This is a genomic window from Micromonospora sp. NPDC051141 (assembly GCF_044455765.1).
Lineage (GTDB): Bacteria > Actinomycetota > Actinomycetes > Mycobacteriales > Micromonosporaceae > Micromonospora.
The window spans coordinates 600,058-620,052 of record NZ_JBITFD010000002.1; the positions used below are offsets into that span (position 1 = coordinate 600,058).

A 19,995-nucleotide genomic window follows, 5' to 3' on the forward strand; every position below is an offset into this window, starting at 1 on the left:
AACGTGGCACGGAGCCCCGGTCCGGGCCCCGCGTGGGCCCGCCGGAGTCGATAGACGTCCTTTAACGACCCGTCCCGTGAGGCGGGGAAGGAGGTCCGCCGTGGCCTACCCACCGGCTGCCCATTCGTCGCCGCCGCGACAACCCTCGGTGAAGGTGATCCTCGCCGCCGCCGACGTCTCGCGGGTGGTCGACCGCATCGCCCACCAGATCCTGGAGAAGACCCAGGGCGCCGCCGACACCGTGCTGCTCGGCATCCCCACCCGGGGTGTGCCGCTGGCCCGCCGCCTCGCGGCCCGGATCAGCACGTTCGAGGACGTGACCGTTCCGGTGGGCGTGCTCGACATCACGCTCTACCGCGACGACCTGCGCCGGCACGCCACCCGCGCGGTCGGCCCGACCGACCTGCCGCCGGGCGGGATCGACGGCCGGCGGGTCGTGCTCGTCGACGACGTGCTCTTCTCCGGCCGTACCGTGCGGGCCGCGCTGGACGCGCTCAGCGACGTCGGCCGCCCGGCCTCCGTGCAACTCGCCGTCCTGGTCGACCGCGGCCACCGCCAACTGCCGATCCGCGCCGACTACGTGGGCAAGAACATCCCCACCGCGTTGGCCGAGAACGTCAAGGTCACCCTCGCCGAGACCGACGGCGCCGACGAGGTACGGCTGTACGGAGGGGACTCCCGGTGAGCGCGAGGAGTGCAGCGAAGCGGAGCCCCGCAGTCGCGAACGAAGGGCCAGCACGATGATCCGGCACCTGCTCTCCGGGGGCGACCTGGACGCCGACACCGCCACCCTGGTCCTGGACACCGCCGCCGAGATGGCGACCGTGGCCGGCCGGGAGGTCAAGAAGCTGCCCGCGCTGCGCGGGCGCACCGTGGTCAACCTGTTCTACGAGGACTCCACCCGGACCCGGATCTCGTTCGAGGCCGCCGCCAAGCGGCTCAGCGCCGACGTGATCAACTTTTCCGCCAAGGGCTCCAGCGTGGCCAAGGGCGAGAGCCTGAAGGACACCGCGCTCACCCTCCAGGCGATGGGCGCCGACGCGGTGGTGGTCCGGCACCCCGCCTCCGGCGCGCCGCACCGGCTGGCCGGCTGGGTGGACGGGTCGGTGGTCAACGCCGGCGACGGCACCCACGAGCACCCCACCCAGGCGCTGCTGGACGCGTACACGATGCGGTCCCGGCTGGGCCGGCTCGCCGGCCTGCACGTGGCGATCGTCGGCGACGTGCTGCACTCCCGGGTGGCCCGCTCCAACGTGCTGCTGCTCACCACGCTCGGCGCCAAGGTCACGCTGGTCGGCCCGCCGACGCTCATCCCGGTCGACATCGCGACCGCGCTCGCCCCCGGCATCGACGTCTCCTACGACCTCGACACCGTTGCACCCGGTGTGGACGTGGTGATGATGCTGCGGGTGCAGCGGGAGCGGATGAGCGACTCCTACTTCCCGTCGGCCCGCGAGTACGCCCGGCGCTACGGGCTGGACGGGCCGCGCATGCGCCGGCTGCCCGAGCACGCGATCGTCATGCACCCCGGCCCGATGAACCGGGGGATGGAGATCACGCCGGAGGTCGCCGACTCGCCCCGCTCCACCATCGTCGAACAGGTCGCCAACGGGGTCTCCGTGCGGATGGCCGTCCTCTACCTGCTGCTCGGAGGGAACAACCGGTGACCGCGTACCTCATCACCAACGTCAGCGTCGTCGGCGGCGAGCCGACCGACCTGCTGATCCGCGACGGCGTGGTGGCCGGGACGGGCCGCGGGCTCGCCGCGGACGACGCCACCGTCATCGACGCGACCGGCCTGGTCGCGTTGCCCGGCCTGGTCGACCTGCACACCCACCTGCGCGAACCCGGCCGGGAGGACGCCGAGACGGTCGAGTCCGGTTCCCGGGCGGCGGCGCTCGGCGGCTACACGGCGGTCTGCGCGATGGCGAACACCTCGCCGGTCGCCGACACCGCCGGCGTGGTCGAGCAGGTCTGGCGGCTGGGCCGGGAGGCCGGCCTGGTCGACGTGCAGCCGATCGGCGCGGTCACCGTCGGGCTGGCCGGCGAGCGCCTGGCCGAGCTGGGCGCGATGGCCGACTCCGCGGCCCGGGTGCGGATCTTCTCCGACGACGGGCACTGCGTCGCCGACCCGCGGCTGATGCGTCGCGCGCTGGAGTACGTCAAGGCGTTCGACGGGGTGATCGCCCAGCACGCCGAGGAGCCCCGGCTCACCGAGGGCGCGCAGATGCACGAGGGTGAGGTCTCCACCCGCCTCGGCCTGACCGGGTGGCCGGCCGTGGCCGAGGAGGCGATCATCGCCCGGGACGTGCTGCTCGCCGAGCACGTGGGCAGCCGGCTGCACGTCTGCCACGTCTCCACCGCCGGCAGCGTCGAGGTGCTGCGCCAGGCCAAGGCGCGCGGCGTGCGGGTGACCGCCGAGGTGACGCCGCACCACCTGCTGCTGACCGACGAACGCGCGGAGAGCTACGACCCGGTCTTCAAGGTCAACCCGCCGCTGCGCACCGCCGCCGACGTCGCCGCGCTGCGTGCCGCGCTGGCCGAGGGCGTGATCGACATCATCGCCACCGACCACGCGCCGCACGCCGTGGAGGACAAGGAGTGCGAGTGGGCGTACGCCCGGCCGGGCATGCTCGGCCTGGAGACCGCGCTCTCCATCGCGCTGGACGTGCTCGGCCCGCGGTGGGACCTGATCGCCGAGCGCATGTCGCGGGTCCCGGCCCGGATCGCCGGGCTGGCCGGACACGGCGTCGACCCGGCCCCCGGCGTGCCGGCCAACCTGACCCTTGTCGACCCGGCGGCCCGGCGCGTGATCGAGCCGGCCGAGCTGGCCAGTCGCAGTCGCAACACCCCGTACGCCCGCATGACGCTGCCGGGTCGCATCGTGGCGACCTTCCTGCGCGGCGAGCCGACGGTCCTGGACGGAAAGGCTGTCAAGTAGATGGTGAAGCGTAGATCGGCGATTCTCGTCCTGGAGGACGGGCGCACGTTCCACGGCGAGGCGTACGGCAGCGTCGGGGAGACCTTCGGCGAGGCGGTCTTCAACACCGGCATGACCGGCTACCAGGAGACGCTCACCGACCCCTCCTACCACCGTCAGGTGGTGGTGCAGACCGCGCCGCACATCGGCAACACCGGCGTCAACGGCGCCGACGACGAGTCCGGCCGGATCTGGGTGGCCGGATACGTGGTGCGCGACCCGGCCCGGATCGGCTCGAACTGGCGCGCCACCGGCGGGCTGGAGGACCGGCTCGCCGCCGAGGGCGTGGTCGGCATCAGCGGGATCGACACCCGGGCGCTCACCCGGCACCTGCGCGAACGCGGCGCGATGCGGGTCGGTGTCTCCAGCGTCGACGACGACCCGGCTGCCCTGCTCGACCGGGTCCGCCGCGCGCCGTCGATGGTCGGCGCGGACCTGTCCGCCGAGGTGACCACCGCCAAGCCGTACGTGGTGGAGGCCGTCGGCGAGCACCGGTTCACGGTGGCCGCGCTGGACCTGGGCATCAAGCGCAACGTGCCGCGCCGGCTCGCCGCCCGCGGCGTCACCACCCACGTGCTGCCGGCCGGCTCGACCATCGAGGACCTGCTCGCCACCGGCGCGGACGCGGTGTTCCTCTCACCCGGCCCGGGTGACCCGGCGACCGCCGACGGGCCGGTGGCCCTCGCGCGGGAGGTGCTCACCCGCCGGATCCCGCTGTTCGGCATCTGCTTCGGCAGCCAGATCCTCGGCCGGGCGCTCGGCTTCGGCACCTACAAGCTGGGGTACGGCCACCGCGGCATCAACCAGCCGGTGCTGGACCGGGCCACCGGCAAGGTCGAGGTGACCAGCCACAACCACGGCTTCGCGGTCCAGGTGCCCGGCGTCTCCTCCGGCGCGGTCGTCCCCGACCAGGTGGTCGACACCGCGTTCGGTGGCGTCCGGGTCTCCCATGTCTGCCTCAATGACAACGTGGTCGAGGGGCTGCGGGCCGAGGACGTGCCCGCCTTCACCGTCCAGTACCACCCGGAGGCGGCGGCCGGCCCGCACGACGCGGACTACCTGTTCGACCGCTTCGCGGAACTCATCGAAGGCGGCAAGCATGCCTAAGCGGACCGACCTGAAGCACGTCCTGGTGATCGGCTCCGGGCCGATCGTGATCGGACAGGCCTGCGAGTTCGACTACTCCGGCACCCAGGCCTGCCGGGTGCTGCGCAGCGAGGGGATCCGGGTCAGCCTGGTCAACTCCAACCCGGCCACGATCATGACGGACCCGGAGTTCGCCGACGCCACGTACGTCGAGCCGATCACCCCGGAGTTCGTCGAGCTGGTCATCGCCAAGGAGCGCCCGGACGCGCTGCTGCCCACGCTGGGCGGGCAGACCGCGTTGAACACCGCGGTCGCGCTGCACGAGGCGGGCGTGTTGGAGAAGTACGGCGTCGAGCTGATCGGCGCCAACATCGACGCCATCAACCGGGGCGAGGACCGCCAGCTCTTCAAGGACATCGTGGCCAAGGCCGGCGTCCGGCTGGGTCTGGACGACCCCTCCACGCTGACCCCGCGCTCGCGGGTCTGCCACTCCATGGACGAGGTCCGCGACACCGTCGCCGACCTGGGCCTGCCGGTGGTCATCCGGCCGTCGTTCACCATGGGCGGTCTCGGCTCCGGGATGGCGCACACCGACGAGGACCTGGAACGCATCGCCGGGGCGGGCCTGGCGGCCAGCCCGGTGCACGAGGTGCTCATCGAGGAGAGCGTGCTCGGCTGGAAGGAGTACGAGCTCGAACTGATGCGGGACCGCCACGACAACGTGGTGGTGGTCTGCTCGATCGAGAACGTCGACCCGATGGGCGTGCACACCGGCGACAGCGTCACCGTCGCGCCGTCGATGACGCTCACCGACCGGGAGTACCAGCGACTGCGGGACCTCGGCATCGCGGTGCTGCGCGAGGTCGGGGTGGACACCGGCGGTTGCAACATCCAGTTCGCGGTGAACCCGGTCGACGGTCGGATCGTCGTGATCGAGATGAACCCGCGGGTGTCCCGCTCCTCGGCGCTGGCGTCCAAGGCGACCGGCTTCCCGATCGCGAAGATCGCCGCGAAGCTCGCCATCGGCTACACGCTCGACGAGATCCCCAACGACATCACGCTCAAGACGCCGGCCGCGTTCGAGCCGACGCTCGACTACGTGGTGGTGAAGATCCCCCGGTTCGCGTTCGAGAAGTTCCCCGGCGCCGACCCGGAGCTGACCACCACCATGAAGTCGGTGGGCGAGGCGATGAGCCTGGGCCGCAACTTCACCGAGGCGCTGAACAAGGCGATGCGCTCGATGGAAACCAGGGCGGCCGGCTTCTGGACCGTCCCCGATCCGGCGGGCGCCACGAAGGAGAACACCCTCACGGCGCTGCGGATGCCGCACGACGGCCGGCTCTACACCGTCGAGCGGGCATTGCGCCTCGGCGCGTCGATCGCCGAGGTGGCCGAGGCGTCCGGCGGCATGGACCCGTGGTTCCTGGACCAGATCGCCGCGCTTGTCGAGCTGCGCGCCGAGATCGTCGACGCCCCGGTGCTCGACGCCGCGCTGCTGCGTCGCGCCAAGCGCGCCGGCCTGTCCGACCGGCAGCTCGCCGCGCTCCGCCCCGAGCTGGCCGCCGAGGACGGCGTCCGCACGCTGCGCCACCGGCTCGGCATCCGGCCGGTCTACAAGACGGTGGACACCTGCGCGGCCGAGTTCGAGGCGACCACGCCCTACCACTACTCGACGTACGACTCGGAGACCGAGGTGGCGCCCTCGGCCCGGCCCAAGGTGCTCATCCTCGGCTCCGGGCCGAACCGGATCGGGCAGGGCATCGAGTTCGACTACTCGTGCGTGCACGCGGTCCAGGCGCTCAGGGGGGTGGACTACGAGACGGTGATGCTCAACTGCAACCCGGAGACCGTGTCCACCGACTACGACACCGCCGACCGGCTCTACTTCGAGCCGTTGACGTTCGAGGACGTGCTGGAGGCGTGGCACGCCGAGGACTCGTCCGGCAGGGCGGCCGGCGGCCCCGGCGTGGTCGGGGTGATCGTGCAGCTCGGCGGCCAGACCCCGCTCGGCCTCGCCCAGCGGCTCAAGGACGCCGGGGTGCCGATCGTGGGCACCTCGCCGGAGTCGATCCACCTGGCCGAGGAGCGGGGCGCGTTCGGCGCGGTGCTGGACCGGGCCGGGCTGCGCGCGCCCGCGCACGGCATGGCCACCTCGTACGACGAGGCGAAGGCGATCGCGGACGAGATCGGGTACCCGGTGCTGGTCCGCCCGTCGTACGTGCTCGGCGGCCGGGGCATGGAGATCGTCTACGACGACGCCACGCTGCGCGACTACATCGGCCGGGCCACCGACATCTCACCGGACCACCCGGTGCTGGTGGACCGCTTCCTCGACGACGCCATCGAGATCGACGTGGACGCGCTCGTCGACGCGGACGGCGACGTCTACCTGGGTGGCGTGATGGAGCACATCGAGGAGGCCGGCATCCACTCCGGCGACTCGTCCTGCGCGCTGCCGCCGATCACGCTGGCCGGCTCGCACCTGACCCAGGTCCGCCGCTACACCGAGGAGATCGCCCGCGGCGTGGGGGTGCGCGGCCTGCTCAACGTCCAGTACGCGTTGCAGGGCGACACGCTCTACGTGCTGGAGGCCAACCCGCGCGCCTCCCGGACCGTGCCGTTCGTCTCGAAGGCGACGGCGGTGCCGCTGGCCAAGGCGGCGGCCCGGATCGCGCTGGGCGCCACGATCGCGCAGTTGCGGGCCGAGGGGATGCTGCCGCCGACCGGGGACGGCGGCACCATGCCGCCGAACGCGCCGATCGCGGTGAAGGAGGCGGTGCTGCCGTTCAAGCGGTTCCGCACGCCGTCCGGCAAGGGCATCGACGTGCTGCTCGGCCCGGAGATGCGGTCCACCGGCGAGGTGATGGGCATCGACACCGGCTTCGGTCAGGCGTTCGCCAAGTCGCAGGCCGCCGCGTACGGGTCGCTGCCCACCGCCGGGAAGATCTTCGTCTCGGTGGCCAACCGGGACAAGCGCGGCATGATCTTCCCGATCAAGCGCCTGGCCGACCTGGGCTTCGAGATCGTCGCCACCACCGGCACGGCCGAGGTGCTGCGCCGGCACGGCATCGCCTGCGAGCAGATCCGCAAGCACTACGAGTCGGGTGAGGGCGCGGACGCGGTCTCGCTGATCCTCGGCGGCGACGTCGCGCTGGTGGTGAACACGCCGCAGGGCTCGGGCGCGAGCGCCCGCTCGGACGGCTACGAGATCCGCAGCGCCGCCGTGACGGCGGACATCCCGTGCGTCACCACGGTTCCGGGCGCGGCGGCGGCGGTGATGGGCATCGAGGCGCGCATCAACGGCGACCTCCAGGTCCGCCCGCTCCAGGACCTGCACGCCGCGCTCCGGGCCAACGAGTGACCACCCCGACACCCGCGTCGATCATGAGGTTGGCGGCGGGGATCCACCTCGCCGCCCACCTCATGGTCACCGATTCGGAGGGCGAACGGTGATCTTCGAAAAGGTGGTGCGGCCCCGGCTGTTCGCGCTCGGCGGCGGGGACGCGGAGGCGGCGCACGAGTGGACGCTGGCACGGCTCGCCGCGCTGTCGCGGCGGCCGGCGGCGCTGGCGGCGCTGCGCCGGGCGTACTTCCGGTCCGCGCCGCGCACCGTGTTCGGGGTGCGGTTCCCGAACCCGGTCGGGCTGGCGGCCGGGATGGACAAGAACGGCGTCGCGTTGCCGGCCTGGCCGGCGCTGGGCTTCGGCTTCGTCGAGGTCGGCACCGTGACCGCGCACGCCCAACCGGGCAATCCCCGGCCGCGACTGTTCCGGCTGCGCGACAGCGAGGCCGTGGTCAACCGGATGGGCTTCAACAACGCCGGCGCCGAGGCGCTCGCCGCCCGGCTGGCGGCGTTGCCGCGCCCGCTCGGCGTCCCGCTGGGCATCTCGCTGGGCAAGTCCAAGGTGACAGCGCTGGACGAGGCGGTCGAGGACTACCTCGCCTCCCACCGGGCGCTCAGGGGCCACGGTGACTACTTCGCGGTCAACGTGTCCTCGCCGAACACCCCGGGCCTGCGGTCGTTGCAGGACCGGTCCCACCTGGACGCGCTGCTCGCCGCGCTGGTCGGCGAGAAACCGGTGCTGGTGAAGATCGCCCCGGACCTGACCGAGCCGGCCGTGGCGGAGCTGCTGGAGGTGTGCCTCGACCGGGGCGCGGCCGGCGTCATCGCCACCAACACCACGCTCGGCCGGGACGGGCTCGCCCCGGCCGACCGGGCGCGCGGCGCCGAGACCGGCGGCCTGTCCGGCCGCCCGCTGACCGCCCGCGCCCGCGAGGTGGTCGCCTTCGTGCACCGGGAGACCGGCGGACGGCTACCGGTGATCGGCGTCGGCGGCATCCTCGACCCGGACGACGCGACCCGCATGTTCGACGCCGGCGCGGCCCTGGTGCAGCTCTACACCGGCTTCATCTACCGCGGCCCCGCCCTCACCCGAGCCATCACCACCCGCACCCTGCCGCGTGATCTTGCAGTTTCTGCCCCGACATAACGCTCATGTCCGGCGTGCCACGGGCCGAAAGCGCAAGATCGCGGGATGGGGACGAAGGAGGAGAGTCCGTGACGCCCGAGGAGATCCTCGCCCTGGACCGGCGGCACGTGTGGCATCCGTACGCGGCGCTGCCGCCGGCCGGACCGCCGCTCGTGGTGGAGCGCGCGTCGGGGGTACGGCTGCGGCTGGCCGACGGCCGGGAGCTGGTCGACGGGATGTCCTCGTGGTGGGCGGCCATCCACGGCTACCGCCACCCGGTGCTGGACGCGGCCGTGACCGACCAGCTCGGCCGGATGAGCCACGTGATGTTCGGCGGGCTCACCCACGAGCCCGCGGTACGCCTCGCGCGCACCCTGGTCGAGCTGGCCCCGGACGGCCTGGAGCACGTCTTCCTGGCCGACTCCGGCTCGGTGAGCGTCGAGGTCGCGGTGAAGATGGCCCTCCAGTACCAGCGCGCGGCGGGGCGTCCGGAGCGCCGCCGGCTGGGCACCTGGCGGGGCGGCTACCACGGCGACACGTTCCATCCGATGAGCGTCTGCGACCCGGAGGGCGGCATGCACCACCTCTGGGGCGACGTGCTGCCCCGGCAGGTGTTCGCGCCGCTGCCGCCGGCCGGCTTCGACGCCCCGCCCGATCCGGCGTACGAGGCGGCGCTGGTGGACGCCGTCGAGCGGCACGCCGCCGAGCTGGCCGCGGTGATCGTGGAGCCGGTGGTCCAGGGCGCCGGCGGGATGCGGTTCCACCATCCGCACTACCTGCGGGTGCTGCGCGAGGTGACCCGGGCACACGGCGTTCTGCTGATCTTCGACGAGATCGCCACCGGCTTCGGCCGGACCGGGCGGATGTTCGCCGCCGAGCACGCCGGTGTCACGCCGGACGTGCTCTGCGTCGGCAAGGCGCTCACCGGCGGCTACCTGACGTTGGCGGCGGCGCTCTGCACCCCGGCGGTGGCCGGCCCGATCTCGGCCGGCGGCGTGCTGGCGCACGGGCCGACGTTCATGGGCAACCCGCTCGCCTGCGCGGTCGCGAACGCCTCACTGGGCCTGCTGCGCGCCGGCGACTGGGCCGGTCAGGTGGCGGGGATCGCCGCCGGGCTGCGGGACGGCCTGGCGCCGTTGCGCGGCACGCCCGGGGTGGCCGACGTGCGGGTGCTCGGCGCGATCGGGGTGGTGCAACTGGACCACGAGGTGGACCTGCCCCGGGCCACCGCCGCGGCGGTCGCCGAGGGGGTGTGGCTGCGCCCGTTCCGCGACCTCGTCTACACCATGCCGCCGTACGTCTGCGACGCCGCGGACGTGGCACGGATCGCCGCCGGCGTGGCGGCGGCGGTCAAGGCCGGTTGAGCGCCGACCGGGGCGGTCAGGGGTCGGTCGAGCCGTGACTGAAGGGCCGGCCGGCCAAGTGGCCGGCCGGAGCGAGTTGCCGCGGCGGGAGGGCCGTCGCGGGACACCGAGGCGGCCCGGGGCCGTCGGGAGAGGGAGAGACGCGATGGAGACGTTCGGCGCGCGCCTGCACCGGGCCGTGGCGGAGCGGGGACCGCTCTGCGTGGGCATCGATCCGCACCCGGGTCTGCTGGCCGACTGGGGGCTGCCCGACGACGTCGACGGGCTGGAGCGGTTCTGCCGGACCGTGGTGGAGGCGATCGGCGACCGGGTCGCGGTGGTCAAGCCGCAGTCGGCGTTCTTCGAGCGCTTCGGCTCGCGCGGCGTGGCGGTGCTTGAGTCAACTATCCGACAGTTGCGTAATGTGGGTGCGCTCGTTCTCCTCGACGTCAAGCGCGGAGACATCGGCTCGACGGTCCGCGCGTATGCCTCGGCGTACCTCGATCCATCCAGCCCGCTGTATGTCGACGCGATCACCGCGAGCCCCTACCTGGGAGTAGGTTCGCTCGCGCCGATGGTCGAGACGGCCGCCGCGCACGGTGGCGGGGTCTTCGTCCTGGCGCTCACCTCCAATCCGGAGGGGGCCGCCGTGCAGCGCGCGGTGGGGGCCGACGGACGCACCGTCGCGCAGGCCGTCATCGACGAGATTTCCCAGCTCAACCGGGGTGCGGAGCCGCTCGGCAGCTTCGGTCTGGTGGTCGGCGCGACGATCGGCGAGACCGGTCACGACCTCGGCGGGGTGAACGGTCCGCTGCTCGCGCCGGGGCTGGGCGCGCAGGGCGGCACGCCCGCCGGGCTGCGTGCCGTCTTCGGCGCCGCGCTGCCGTCGGTGCTGCCGTCGTACTCCCGGGAGGTGTTGGGCGCGGGGCCGGACCCGGCCGCTCTGCGGGCCGCCGCGGAGCGGGTGCTGGCCGAGTGCCGGGCCGCCCTGACCACCGCCGGACTGACTGACGGCTCGGTCACTTTACGTTGATCATCGCGCGTCCACGTTGCCGAAAGCTCCGTTGACCGCTAGTTTTCCCCGCGCTGGGAACCACGGACCCCTTTGGTTGCCAGCGACACCACGTTTCACAGCTGCGGTGGGGCTCCGCCCGCCGTACTAGGGACCTGAGGAGAACTGGTGCCGCTCCCGTCACTGACCCCCGAGCAGCGCGCTGCCGCGCTGGAGAAGGCCGCGGAGATCCGCAAGGCCCGCGCTGAGCTGAAGGAGCAGCTCAAGCAGGGCAAGACCACCCTCGCCACCGTCCTCGAGCGGGCCGAGTCCGACGACGTCGTGGGCAAGCTGAAGGTTTCGGCAGTGCTCCAGGCGATGCCGGGCATCGGCAAGATCCGGGCCACCCAGATCATGGAGAAGCTCAAGATCGCCGACAGCCGTCGCCTTCGCGGCCTCGGCGAGCAGCAGCGCAAGGCGCTGCTGGGAGAGTTCGCCGCCAACTGAACGGACCACCGTGTAGAAACAAGCGGTGAGCACGGATGACGAGGCGCGCTCGGCGGCTCGGCTCACTGTCCTGTCCGGTCCCTCCGGGGCCGGTCGGGGCAGTGTCGTCGAGCAGGTCCGGGCGCGCCTTGCGTCCGTGCGGGTGCCGGTGGACGCCACCACCCGACCGCCGCGACCGGGCGAGCGGGACGGCGTGGACCGGCTCTTCCTCGACCCGGTCGGCTTCGACCGGCTGATCGCCGCCGGCGAGCTGCTGGAGTGGTGCCGGATCGGGCCGTACCGCCGGGGGGTGCCCCGGGCGCACGTGTGGTCCCCTCTGACGCAGGGCCGGCCGGTGCTGCTGCCGCTGGACCTGGCCGGCGCGCTCGCCGTCCGCGCCGTCGTGCCGGAGGCCCGGCTGGTGTTGCTCACGCCGCCGGCGTACCGGGCGGACCCGGTCGTGGCGGCGGCGTTCGCACACACCGTGGCGCACGACCGGACCGAGCGTGCCGCGGCCGAGCTGGTAGGATTGCTCGGTTCGTCATTCCTGGCACCGGCCCGACCGCCACCGCGCGGTTGAGCGACGGCCGCCGCCGAGCGAGACGCAGAGGTCAAATTCGTGGGATCCATCGCCACCAACCCCGAGGGCATCACCAACCCGCCGATCGACGAGCTGCTCGAGAAGACCACCTCGAAGTACGCGCTGGTCATCTTCGCCGCCAAGCGCGCGCGTCAGGTCAACGCCTACTACAGCCAGCTCGGTGAGGGCCTCCTGGAGTACGTCGGCCCGCTGGTGGAGACCACTCCGCAGGAGAAGCCGCTCTCCATCGCCATGCGTGAGATCAACTCGGGCCTGCTCACCGCCGAGCCGACCGACCAGCCGTAACTCCGCCCGCGCCGATGCCCGCCGAGATCGTCCTCGGGGTCGGCGGTGGCATCGCCGCCTACAAGGCGTGTGAGCTGCTCCGGCTCTTCACCGAGTCGGGTCACCGGGCCCGGGTCGTGCCGACCGCGTCGGCGCTCCGCTTCGTCGGGGCGCCGACCTGGGCGGCGCTCTCCGGCCAGCCGGTTGCCGACGACGTCTGGTCCGACGTGCACGAGGTGCCGCACGTGCGCCTCGGGCAGCGCGCCGACCTGGTCGTGGTCGCGCCCGCCACCGCCGACCTGCTCGCCAAGGCCGCCCACGGCCTCGCCGACGACCTGCTCACCAACACGCTGCTGACCGCGCGGTGCCCGGTGCTGCTGGCGCCGGCCATGCACACCGAGATGTGGGAGCACCCGGCCACCGTGGCCAACGTGGCCACGCTGCGGTCCCGGGGTGTGCGGGTGATCGAGCCGGCGGTCGGCCGGCTCACCGGCCGGGACACCGGCAAGGGCCGGCTGCCCGACCCGGCGGAGATCTTCGCGGTGGCCCGCCGGGCGCTGGCCCGCGGCGTCGCCGCCCCGGCCGACCTGGCCGGCCGGCACGTGGTGGTCACCGCCGGCGGCACCCGCGAGCCGCTCGACCCGGTCCGGTTCCTGGGCAACCGGTCCTCCGGCAAGCAGGGGTACGCGTTCGCCCGCGCCGCGGTCGCCCGGGGCGCCCGGGTGACGCTGGTCTCGGCCAACGTGGCGCTCGCCGACCCGGCCGGGGCGGACCTGGTCCGGGTCGGCACCACCGAGGAGTTGCGCGCGGCGACGCTGGCCGCCGCCGCCGGCGCGGACGCCGTGGTGATGGCCGCCGCGCCGGCCGACTTCCGTCCGGCCAGCTACGCCACCGGCAAGATCAAGAAGTCCGAGGGTGGCCCCGCGCCGACCATCGAGCTGGTCACCAATCCGGACATCGCCGCCGAGCTGGGCCGGAACCGTCGACCCGGCCAGGTGCTCGTGGTGTTCGCGGCGGAGACCCACGACGCGGAGGCCAACGGCCGGGCCAAGCTGGCCCGCAAGCGCGCCGACCTGATCGTGGTCAATGAGGTCGGCGTCGACAAGGTGTTCGGCGCGGAGACCAACGCCGCCGTGGTGATCGGTGCCGACGGGGCCGTGCACCGGTTCCCCGAGCAGCCCAAGGAGGCCCTGGCCGACGCCGTCTGGGACCTCGTGGCCGCCCGCCTGGACGGGCCGTCCTGACCCTTGGGCTCCGCACGTTTGCGAATGACGCCGGACACCCGGCGACTAAACTGTCGCGAGCGACCTTCAAACGTTTTTACATGCTTAGGAGTGCCGTGACACGTCTCTTCACGTCCGAATCGGTCACGGAAGGCCACCCGGACAAGATCGCCGACCAGATCAGCGACGGCATCCTCGACGCGTTGCTCGCACAGGACCCGCACAGCCGGGTCGCGGTGGAGACGCTGATCACCACTGGCCAGGTGCACGTCGCCGGCGAGGTGACCACCAAGGCGTACGCCGACATCCCGACCATCGTGCGGGAGACCATCCTCGGCATCGGCTACGACTCGTCGAAGAAGGGCTTCGACGGCGCGTCCTGCGGCGTGAGCGTCTCCATCGGCGCCCAGTCGCCGGACATCGCCCAGGGCGTGGACAACGCGTTCGAGCTGCGTACCGGCGGGTCGGAGAGCGCGCTCGACGCGCAGGGCGCGGGCGACCAGGGCATGATGTTCGGCTTCGCCTGCTCCGAGACGCCCGAGCTGATGCCGCTGCCGATCGCGCTGGCGCACCGGCTGGCCCGCCGGCTGGCGCAGGTCCGCAAGGACGGCACGATCCCCTACCTGCGGCCGGACGGCAAGACCCAGGTGACCATCGAGTACGACGGGCTGCGGCCGGTCCGCCTGAACACGGTGGTGGTGTCCAGCCAGCACGCGGCGGACATCTCGCTGGAGTCGCTGCTCACCCCGGACGTGCGCGAGCACGTGATCACCCCGGAGCTGGAGGGCCTCGAACTGGAGACCGAGGGGTACCGCCTCCTGGTGAACCCGACCGGGCGGTTCGAGATCGGTGGCCCGATGGGCGACGCCGGGCTGACCGGCCGGAAGATCATCGTGGACACCTACGGCGGCTACGCCCGCCACGGTGGCGGCGCGTTCTCCGGCAAGGACCCGTCGAAGGTCGACCGGTCGGCCGCGTACGCGATGCGGTGGGTGGCCAAGAACGTGGTCGCCGCCGGGCTGGCCGAGCGGTGCGAGGCGCAGGTCGCGTACGCGATCGGCAAGGCGCACCCGGTGAGCCTGTTCGTCGAGACCTTCGGCACCGAGACGGTGCCGGTGGCCGCGATCGAGAAGGCCGTCGCCGAGGTGTTCGACCTGCGCCCGGCCGCCATCATCCGGGACCTGAACCTGCTGCGCCCGATCTACCGGCAGACCGCCGCGTACGGCCACTTCGGCCGGGATCTGGCGGAGCTGACCTGGGAGGGCACCGACCGGGCCGCCGACCTCAAGTCGGCCGCGGGAGCCTGACCGCCGACACGCGCCGCGACCGGCGACCCGCTGCGGGGTCGCCGGTCGCTCGCGTCTGCGTGGACGTGCCGCTGCCGCACCTCGACCGCCCGTTCGACTACCTGGTCCCGGAGGCGCTGGACGCCGACGCCCGGCCCGGGGTGCGGGTGAAGGTCCGCTTCGCCGGCCAGCTCGTCGACGGCTGGCTGCTGGAGCGCGTCGCCGAGTCCGACCACCCGAAGCTGGCGTACCTGGAGAAGGTCGTCTCCCCGGTGCCGGTGCTCTCCCCGGAGGTGGCCCGGCTGGCGCGGGCGGTCGCCGACCGCTACGCCGGCAGCCTGGCCGACGTGCTCCGGCTCGCCGTGCCGCCCCGGCACGCCCGCGCCGAGAAGACGGCGACCGCCGCCGAGGTCGCCGCGGCGCCCGCGACCGGCCCCGCGCCCGAGCCCGCCGCCGGGCCCGTGAGCGGGCCGCCGGTCACCGCCGGGCCCGTGAGCGGGCCGCCGGTCGGGACCGTCGGCGAGGGCGCCGCCGGGGCCGCCGGCCTCTCGGTCGACCCGCGCGGCTGGCGGGACTATCCGGCCGGACCGGCGCTGCTGCGCGCGCTCGCCGAGGGCCGGCCGGCCCGCGCGGTCTGGTCGGCGCTGCCGGGGGAGGACTGGGCCGACCGGTACGCGGACGCGGTCGCCGCCACCGTGGCCGGCGGCCGGGGCGCCGTGGTGGTGGTCGCGGACGGCCGGGACCTGGACCGGCTCGACGCCGCCCTGACCGCCGTGCTGGGCCCGGGCCGGCACGTCCGCCTCACCGCCGCCGACGGGCCGGCGCGTCGCTACCGCGCGTTCCTGGCCGCCCGCCGGGGTGAGGCGCCGGTGGTGATCGGCACCCGTGCCGCCATGTTCGCCCCGGTGGCACGGCTCGGCCTGGTGGCGGTCTGGGACGACGGCGACGACCTGCACGCCGAGCCCCGGGCGCCCTACCCGCACGCCCGCGAGGTGCTGCTCACCCGGGCGCACCTCACCGACGCGGGCGCGCTGGTCGGCGGGTACGCGCGGACCGCCGAGGCGCAGTTGCTGGTGGAGACCGGCTGGGCGCGGGAGGTGGTCGCCGACCGGGCCACGGTGCGGGCGCGGATGCCGGCGATGGCGCCCACCGGCGACGACCCGCAGTTGGCCCGGGACCCGGGCGCCGCCTCCGCCCGGCTGCCCAGCCTGGCCTGGACCACCGCCCGGGACGCGCTCCGCGCCGACCTGCCGGTGCTGGTGCAGGTGCCCCGACGCGGTTACCTGCCCTCGGTCGCCTGCGCCGAGTGCCGGGTCCCGGCCCGTTGCCCGCACTGCGCCGGCCCGCTCGCCCTGCCGTCGGCGCAGGGCACGCCCGCCTGTCGCTGGTGCGGCCGGGTCGCCGCCGCGTACGCCTGCCCGGAGTGCGGTGGGCGGCGGCTGCGCGCCTCGGTCACCGGCGCCCGGCGGACCGCCGAGGAGCTGGGCCGGGCGTTCCCGGGCGTGCCGGTGCGCACCTCCGGGCGGGAGGAGGTGCTGGCCACGGTGCCCGGCGGCGCCGGCCTGGTGATCGCCACGCCGGGCGCCGAACCGGTCGCCGAGGGCGGCTACGGCGCGGTGCTGCTGCTCGACTCGTGGGCGCTGCTCACCCGGGCCGACCTGCGGGCCGGGGAGGAGGCGCTGCGGCGCTGGCTGGCCGGCGCCGCGCTGGCCCGGGCCGGCGCGGCGGGCGGTCGGGTGGTGGTGGTCGCGGACGGCGCGCTGGCGCCGGTGCAGGCGTTGCTGCGGTGGGACGCGGCCTGGTTCGCCGCCCGCGAGCTGGCCGAGCGCCGGGAGTTGGGCTTCCCGCCGGCGGTGCGGATGGCCAGCGTCACCGGCGTGGCCGAGGCGGTGGCCGACCTGCTGGCCGGCGCCCGGCTGCCGGAGGGCGCCGAGGTGCTCGGCCCGGTGCCGGCCGAGGAGGGCCGGGAGCGGATGCTGGTCCGGGTCCCGCGGTCCCGGGCGGGCGCGTTGGCCGTCGCGTTGCACGCCGCGGCCGGGCAGCGCAGCGCCCGCAAGGCCGCCGAACCGGTCCGGCTCCAGGTCGACCCGCTGAGCCTGTTCTGAGCGGGCCACCGGGCGTGACGGAGCGCACCCGGCCCCTCGCGTACGGTCGTGACCTGGGGTTTGTCGCACACCTGGTCCGGCAATTGGATAGCGGGCGGTGATAGCATCGCCCGTCATGCCCAGGCGCGCGGTATTTTCCGCGCGGTACGCGGCGCGGCGGCTGCTCCGAGCACGTCGGGCCATACGGATTCGATGTCGTCAGTCAGCCGGTGAGCAGGGGTGGACCAGTCGTGACCGTTCGTCAGTCGATCGTCTTCAACGGTGATCTCGGCAGCGGCAAGAGCACCGTTTCCGTCGAGATCGCCAAGCGGCTGGGGCTGCGCCGGGTCAGCGTCGGCGACCTCTACCGGCAGATGGCGCAGGAGCGGCAGATGACCGCGCTCCAGCTCAACCTGCACGCCGAGTTGGACCAGGCGGTCGACGGCTACGTCGACCAGCTCCAGCGGGATATCGCCGCCTCCGGCGAGTCGCTGGTCATGGACTCCCGCCTGGCCTGGCACTTCTTCACCGATGCGCTCAAGGTGCACATGATCACCGAGCCGACCGAGGCGGCCCGGCGGGTGCTGGCCCGCCCGTCCGGCCCGGCGGAGAGCTACACCTCGCTGGAGGAGGCGCGGGCCAAGCTGCGGGAACGCAGCGAGAGCGAGCGCAACCGCTTCATCGTCCGGTACGGCGTCGACAAGGCCCGGCTGCGCAACTACGACCTGGTCTGCGACACCACCCGGGCCACCCCGGAGCAGGTGATCGCGCACGTCGTCGACGTGTACGAGGGCCGGCTCGGCGCCGACGTGCTGCGCGCCGGCCAGCCGCTGCTGCTGCTCGACCCGACCCGGGTCTACCCGACCGAGGACGTCGCCACGCTGCGCGGTCTCTGGGACGCGGAGCCGGCCGGCGAGGCGGGCCGGGCCGGCGACGAGGCGGTGGAGCCACTGAGCATCGGCTACACCGGTGAGTACTTCTTCGTGGTCGACGGGCACCGGCGGCTCAGCGCCGCGGTGCGTGGCGGCCTCCCGATGGTCCCGGCCCGGCTGGTCGCCGAGGTCGACGAGCCGGTGGTCGGCGGGCTGAGCGCCGTCGACTTCTTCGCCGCCCAGGCCCGGCCGGCCCTGATCCACGACTGGGAGGACGCGCACGGCATCGCGCTGCCGCTGCCCGAGCACGCGCTGCTGGGCGGCGGCCCGGTGCTGGCCGGGGAGCCGGGCGCCGGCGTCTGAGAGGCGGGGTCGCCCGAACCGGGCGAACCGGGGGATGATGGGGTCCTTCGATGCCTGGGAGGCCGCCCGTGGATCCTGCCGACGCCCTCGCGCTGCTGATGTCCCCCGCGGGCCGGGTCGATCCCTATCCGACGTACGAACGGCTGCGGGCGCACGGCCCGGTCGTCCAGGCCGGCCCGGTCTTCTACGTGGTGACCGGGTACGCGGAGGCCGACGCGATCCTGCGGGACGCCCGGTTCGGGGTGATGGACGACGCCCTGCGGGACCAGTTCATGCCCGGTTGGCGGGAGAGCCCGGCGGTGCTGTCGATCTCCCGGTCGATGCTGCGCACCAACCCGCCCGACCACAGCCGGATGCGGCGGCTGGCCGCCGGCGCGTTCACCCCGCGGCGGATCGCCGCCATGCGCGGAGTGGTCGAGGCGCAGGCCGACGCGCTGGTTGACGCCATGCTGGCCGCCGGCCGGGGCGGGACGCCCGTCGACTTCATGGCCGCGTTCGCGTACCCGCTGCCGGTGGGGGTGATCTGCGCGCTGCTCGGCGTGCCGGCGGCGGACCGGCCGCTGTTCCGGCGCTGGGCCACCGACCTGACCGGCGTGCTGGAGCCGGAGATCACCCCGGACGAGCTGGCCGTGGCCGACCGGGGCGCGGCGGAGCTGCGTGCCTACTTCTCCGACCTGGTCGCGGCCCGCCGCCGGGTCCCCGCCGACGACCTGACCACGGCGCTGGTGCAGGCGCACGACGCCGACGGCGAGCGACTGTCGGGCGACGAGCTGCTGGCCAACCTGATCGTGCTGCTGGTGGCCGGCTTCGAGACCACCACCAACCTGCTCGGCAACGGCCTGGTGGCGCTGCTGGGCCACCCGGCCGCGGCGGCGGCGCTGCGCGAGCACCCGGAGTTCGCCCCCGGTTTCGTCGACGAGCTGCTGCGCTACGACTCGCCGGTGCAGCTCACCTCCCGGATGAGCACCGCGCCGTCCCGGCACGGCGGCGTCGACCTGCCGCCGGAGAGCTGGATCATCGTGATGCTCGGCGCGGCGAACCGGGACCCCGGCCGGTTCCCCGAGCCGGCCCGCTTCGACCCCTGGCGCCCGCAGGTCCATCCGCTGTCCTTCGGCGCCGGCCCGCACTACTGCCTCGGCGCGGCGCTGGCCCGACTGGAGGCGCAGGTGGCGTTCCCGCTGCTGCTGCGCCGGCTGCCCGAGCTGGCGTTGGCCGGCCGGCCCGAACGGCGGGTCCGGCTCACCCTGCGCGGCTTCGCCACGCTGCCGGTCGCGCCGGGGCGGGAGGCGGCCCCGGTCACCGTTGCCGGTCCGCCGCCGGGAGCGGCCGGGCCGACTCCGTAGACTGGGGGCGCACCACCCGTCCCAGACAAGGAGCCCCGCCGCGTGACCGTTCAGCCCATCCGTCTGTTCGGCGATCCGGTGCTGCGCACGCCGGCCGACCCGGTGGTCGACTTCGACGCCGAGCTGCGCAAGCTGGTCGCCGACCTGACCGACACGATGCGCGAGCAGAACGGCGCCGGCCTGGCCGCGCCGCAGCTCGGAGTGAGCCTGCGGGTGTTCACCTTCGACGTCGACGACATGCTCGGCCACCTGGTCAATCCGGTGCTGGAGTTCCCCGACGAGGAGGAGCAGGACGGCCCGGAGGGCTGCCTCTCCATCCCCGGGCTCTACTTCGACACGAAGCGTCGGCAGAACGTGATCGCCAAGGGCTTCAGCGCCCACGGCGACCCGATGCAGATCGTCGGCACCGGCCTGATGGCCCGCTGCGTGCAGCACGAGACCGACCACCTCGACGGGGTGCTCTTCGTCGATCGGCTCGATGCGGCCGGTCGCAAGGAGGCCATGAAGGCGATCCGTCAGGCCGACTGGTACGACCAGGGCGCCCCGCCCACGGTCAAGCTCAGCCCGCACCCCGTCAGCAACCCGTTCGGCCTGGGACGGTGAC

At 73.9% G+C, this 19,995-nt stretch carries 17 protein-coding genes; all 17 read left to right on the top strand.

The window, feature by feature from the left end:
• Positions 1-100 precede the first annotated feature (100 nt).
• Entirely contained in the window at positions 101-685 is a 585-nt protein-coding gene (pyrR, locus tag ACIA6B_RS05110) for a bifunctional pyr operon transcriptional regulator/uracil phosphoribosyltransferase PyrR (protein WP_281939725.1), read from the top strand.
• A 55-nt stretch (positions 686-740) separates the two neighbouring features.
• Positions 741-1,667: an aspartate carbamoyltransferase catalytic subunit gene (locus tag ACIA6B_RS05115; RefSeq protein WP_396771109.1), complete on the top strand. Its 927-nt coding sequence runs from the start codon at positions 741-743 to the stop codon at positions 1,665-1,667.
• Positions 1,664-2,941 (top strand): dihydroorotase, encoded by a 1,278-nt coding sequence (locus ACIA6B_RS05120; RefSeq protein WP_396771111.1) that lies wholly within the window; start codon positions 1,664-1,666, stop codon positions 2,939-2,941. Before ACIA6B_RS05115 ends, ACIA6B_RS05120 begins: the two co-directional genes overlap by 4 nt.
• Positions 2,942-2,944: 3 nt before the next feature.
• A complete protein-coding gene (carA, locus tag ACIA6B_RS05125; protein ID WP_396771229.1) occupies positions 2,945-4,087 on the top strand; it encodes a glutamine-hydrolyzing carbamoyl-phosphate synthase small subunit in 1,143 nt (380 codons plus the stop codon).
• Positions 4,080-7,427 (top strand): carbamoyl-phosphate synthase large subunit, encoded by a 3,348-nt coding sequence (gene carB / locus ACIA6B_RS05130; protein ID WP_396771113.1) that lies wholly within the window; start codon positions 4,080-4,082, stop codon positions 7,425-7,427. Before carA ends, carB begins: the two co-directional genes overlap by 8 nt.
• Before the next feature lie 88 nt (positions 7,428-7,515).
• Positions 7,516-8,556 carry a quinone-dependent dihydroorotate dehydrogenase gene (locus ACIA6B_RS05135; protein WP_396771115.1) on the top strand — a complete coding sequence of 347 codons (1,041 nt, stop codon included), beginning with the start codon at positions 7,516-7,518 and terminating at the stop codon, positions 8,554-8,556.
• 68 nt (positions 8,557-8,624) lie between these two features.
• Positions 8,625-9,899 (top strand): adenosylmethionine--8-amino-7-oxononanoate transaminase, encoded by a 1,275-nt coding sequence (locus ACIA6B_RS05140; protein ID WP_396771117.1) that lies wholly within the window; start codon positions 8,625-8,627, stop codon positions 9,897-9,899.
• Positions 9,900-10,044: 145 nt separating this feature from the next.
• Complete coding sequence (gene pyrF / locus ACIA6B_RS05145) at positions 10,045-10,911, top strand: orotidine-5'-phosphate decarboxylase (protein WP_396771119.1); 867 nt, start codon at positions 10,045-10,047, stop codon at positions 10,909-10,911.
• Positions 10,912-11,058: 147 nt separating this feature from the next.
• Complete coding sequence (gene mihF / locus ACIA6B_RS05150) at positions 11,059-11,376, top strand: integration host factor, actinobacterial type (RefSeq protein WP_013285515.1); 318 nt, start codon at positions 11,059-11,061, stop codon at positions 11,374-11,376.
• Positions 11,377-11,401: 25 nt separating this feature from the next.
• Positions 11,402-11,935, top strand: a complete 534-nt coding sequence (locus ACIA6B_RS05155; protein ID WP_396771121.1) for a guanylate kinase — start codon at positions 11,402-11,404, stop codon at positions 11,933-11,935.
• Positions 11,936-11,974: 39 nt separating this feature from the next.
• Positions 11,975-12,241 (top strand): DNA-directed RNA polymerase subunit omega, encoded by a 267-nt coding sequence (gene rpoZ / locus ACIA6B_RS05160; protein WP_025617742.1) that lies wholly within the window; start codon positions 11,975-11,977, stop codon positions 12,239-12,241.
• Between the two features lie 14 nt (positions 12,242-12,255).
• On the top strand, positions 12,256-13,464 hold the full coding sequence (coaBC, locus tag ACIA6B_RS05165; RefSeq protein ID WP_396771123.1) for a bifunctional phosphopantothenoylcysteine decarboxylase/phosphopantothenate--cysteine ligase CoaBC: 1,209 nt from the start codon (positions 12,256-12,258) through the stop codon (positions 13,462-13,464).
• An 80-nt stretch (positions 13,465-13,544) separates the two neighbouring features.
• The gene (gene metK, locus ACIA6B_RS05170; RefSeq protein WP_396771125.1) at positions 13,545-14,750 is read left to right on the top strand and encodes a methionine adenosyltransferase; all 1,206 of its coding nucleotides are present in this window, start codon (positions 13,545-13,547) and stop codon (positions 14,748-14,750) included.
• A 59-nt stretch (positions 14,751-14,809) separates the two neighbouring features.
• The gene (locus ACIA6B_RS05175) at positions 14,810-16,834 is read left to right on the top strand and encodes a primosomal protein N' (RefSeq protein WP_396771127.1); all 2,025 of its coding nucleotides are present in this window, start codon (positions 14,810-14,812) and stop codon (positions 16,832-16,834) included.
• Between the two features lie 230 nt (positions 16,835-17,064).
• A complete protein-coding gene (locus ACIA6B_RS05180) occupies positions 17,065-18,048 on the top strand; it encodes an AAA family ATPase (RefSeq protein ID WP_396771129.1) in 984 nt (327 codons plus the stop codon).
• Positions 18,049-18,098: 50 nt separating this feature from the next.
• The gene (locus ACIA6B_RS05185) at positions 18,099-19,391 is read left to right on the top strand and encodes a cytochrome P450 (protein ID WP_396771131.1); all 1,293 of its coding nucleotides are present in this window, start codon (positions 18,099-18,101) and stop codon (positions 19,389-19,391) included.
• A gap of 42 nt (positions 19,392-19,433) precedes the next feature.
• Positions 19,434-19,994 carry a peptide deformylase gene (gene def / locus ACIA6B_RS05190; RefSeq protein ID WP_107160071.1) on the top strand — a complete coding sequence of 187 codons (561 nt, stop codon included), beginning with the start codon at positions 19,434-19,436 and terminating at the stop codon, positions 19,992-19,994.
• Position 19,995 lies beyond the last annotated feature (1 nt).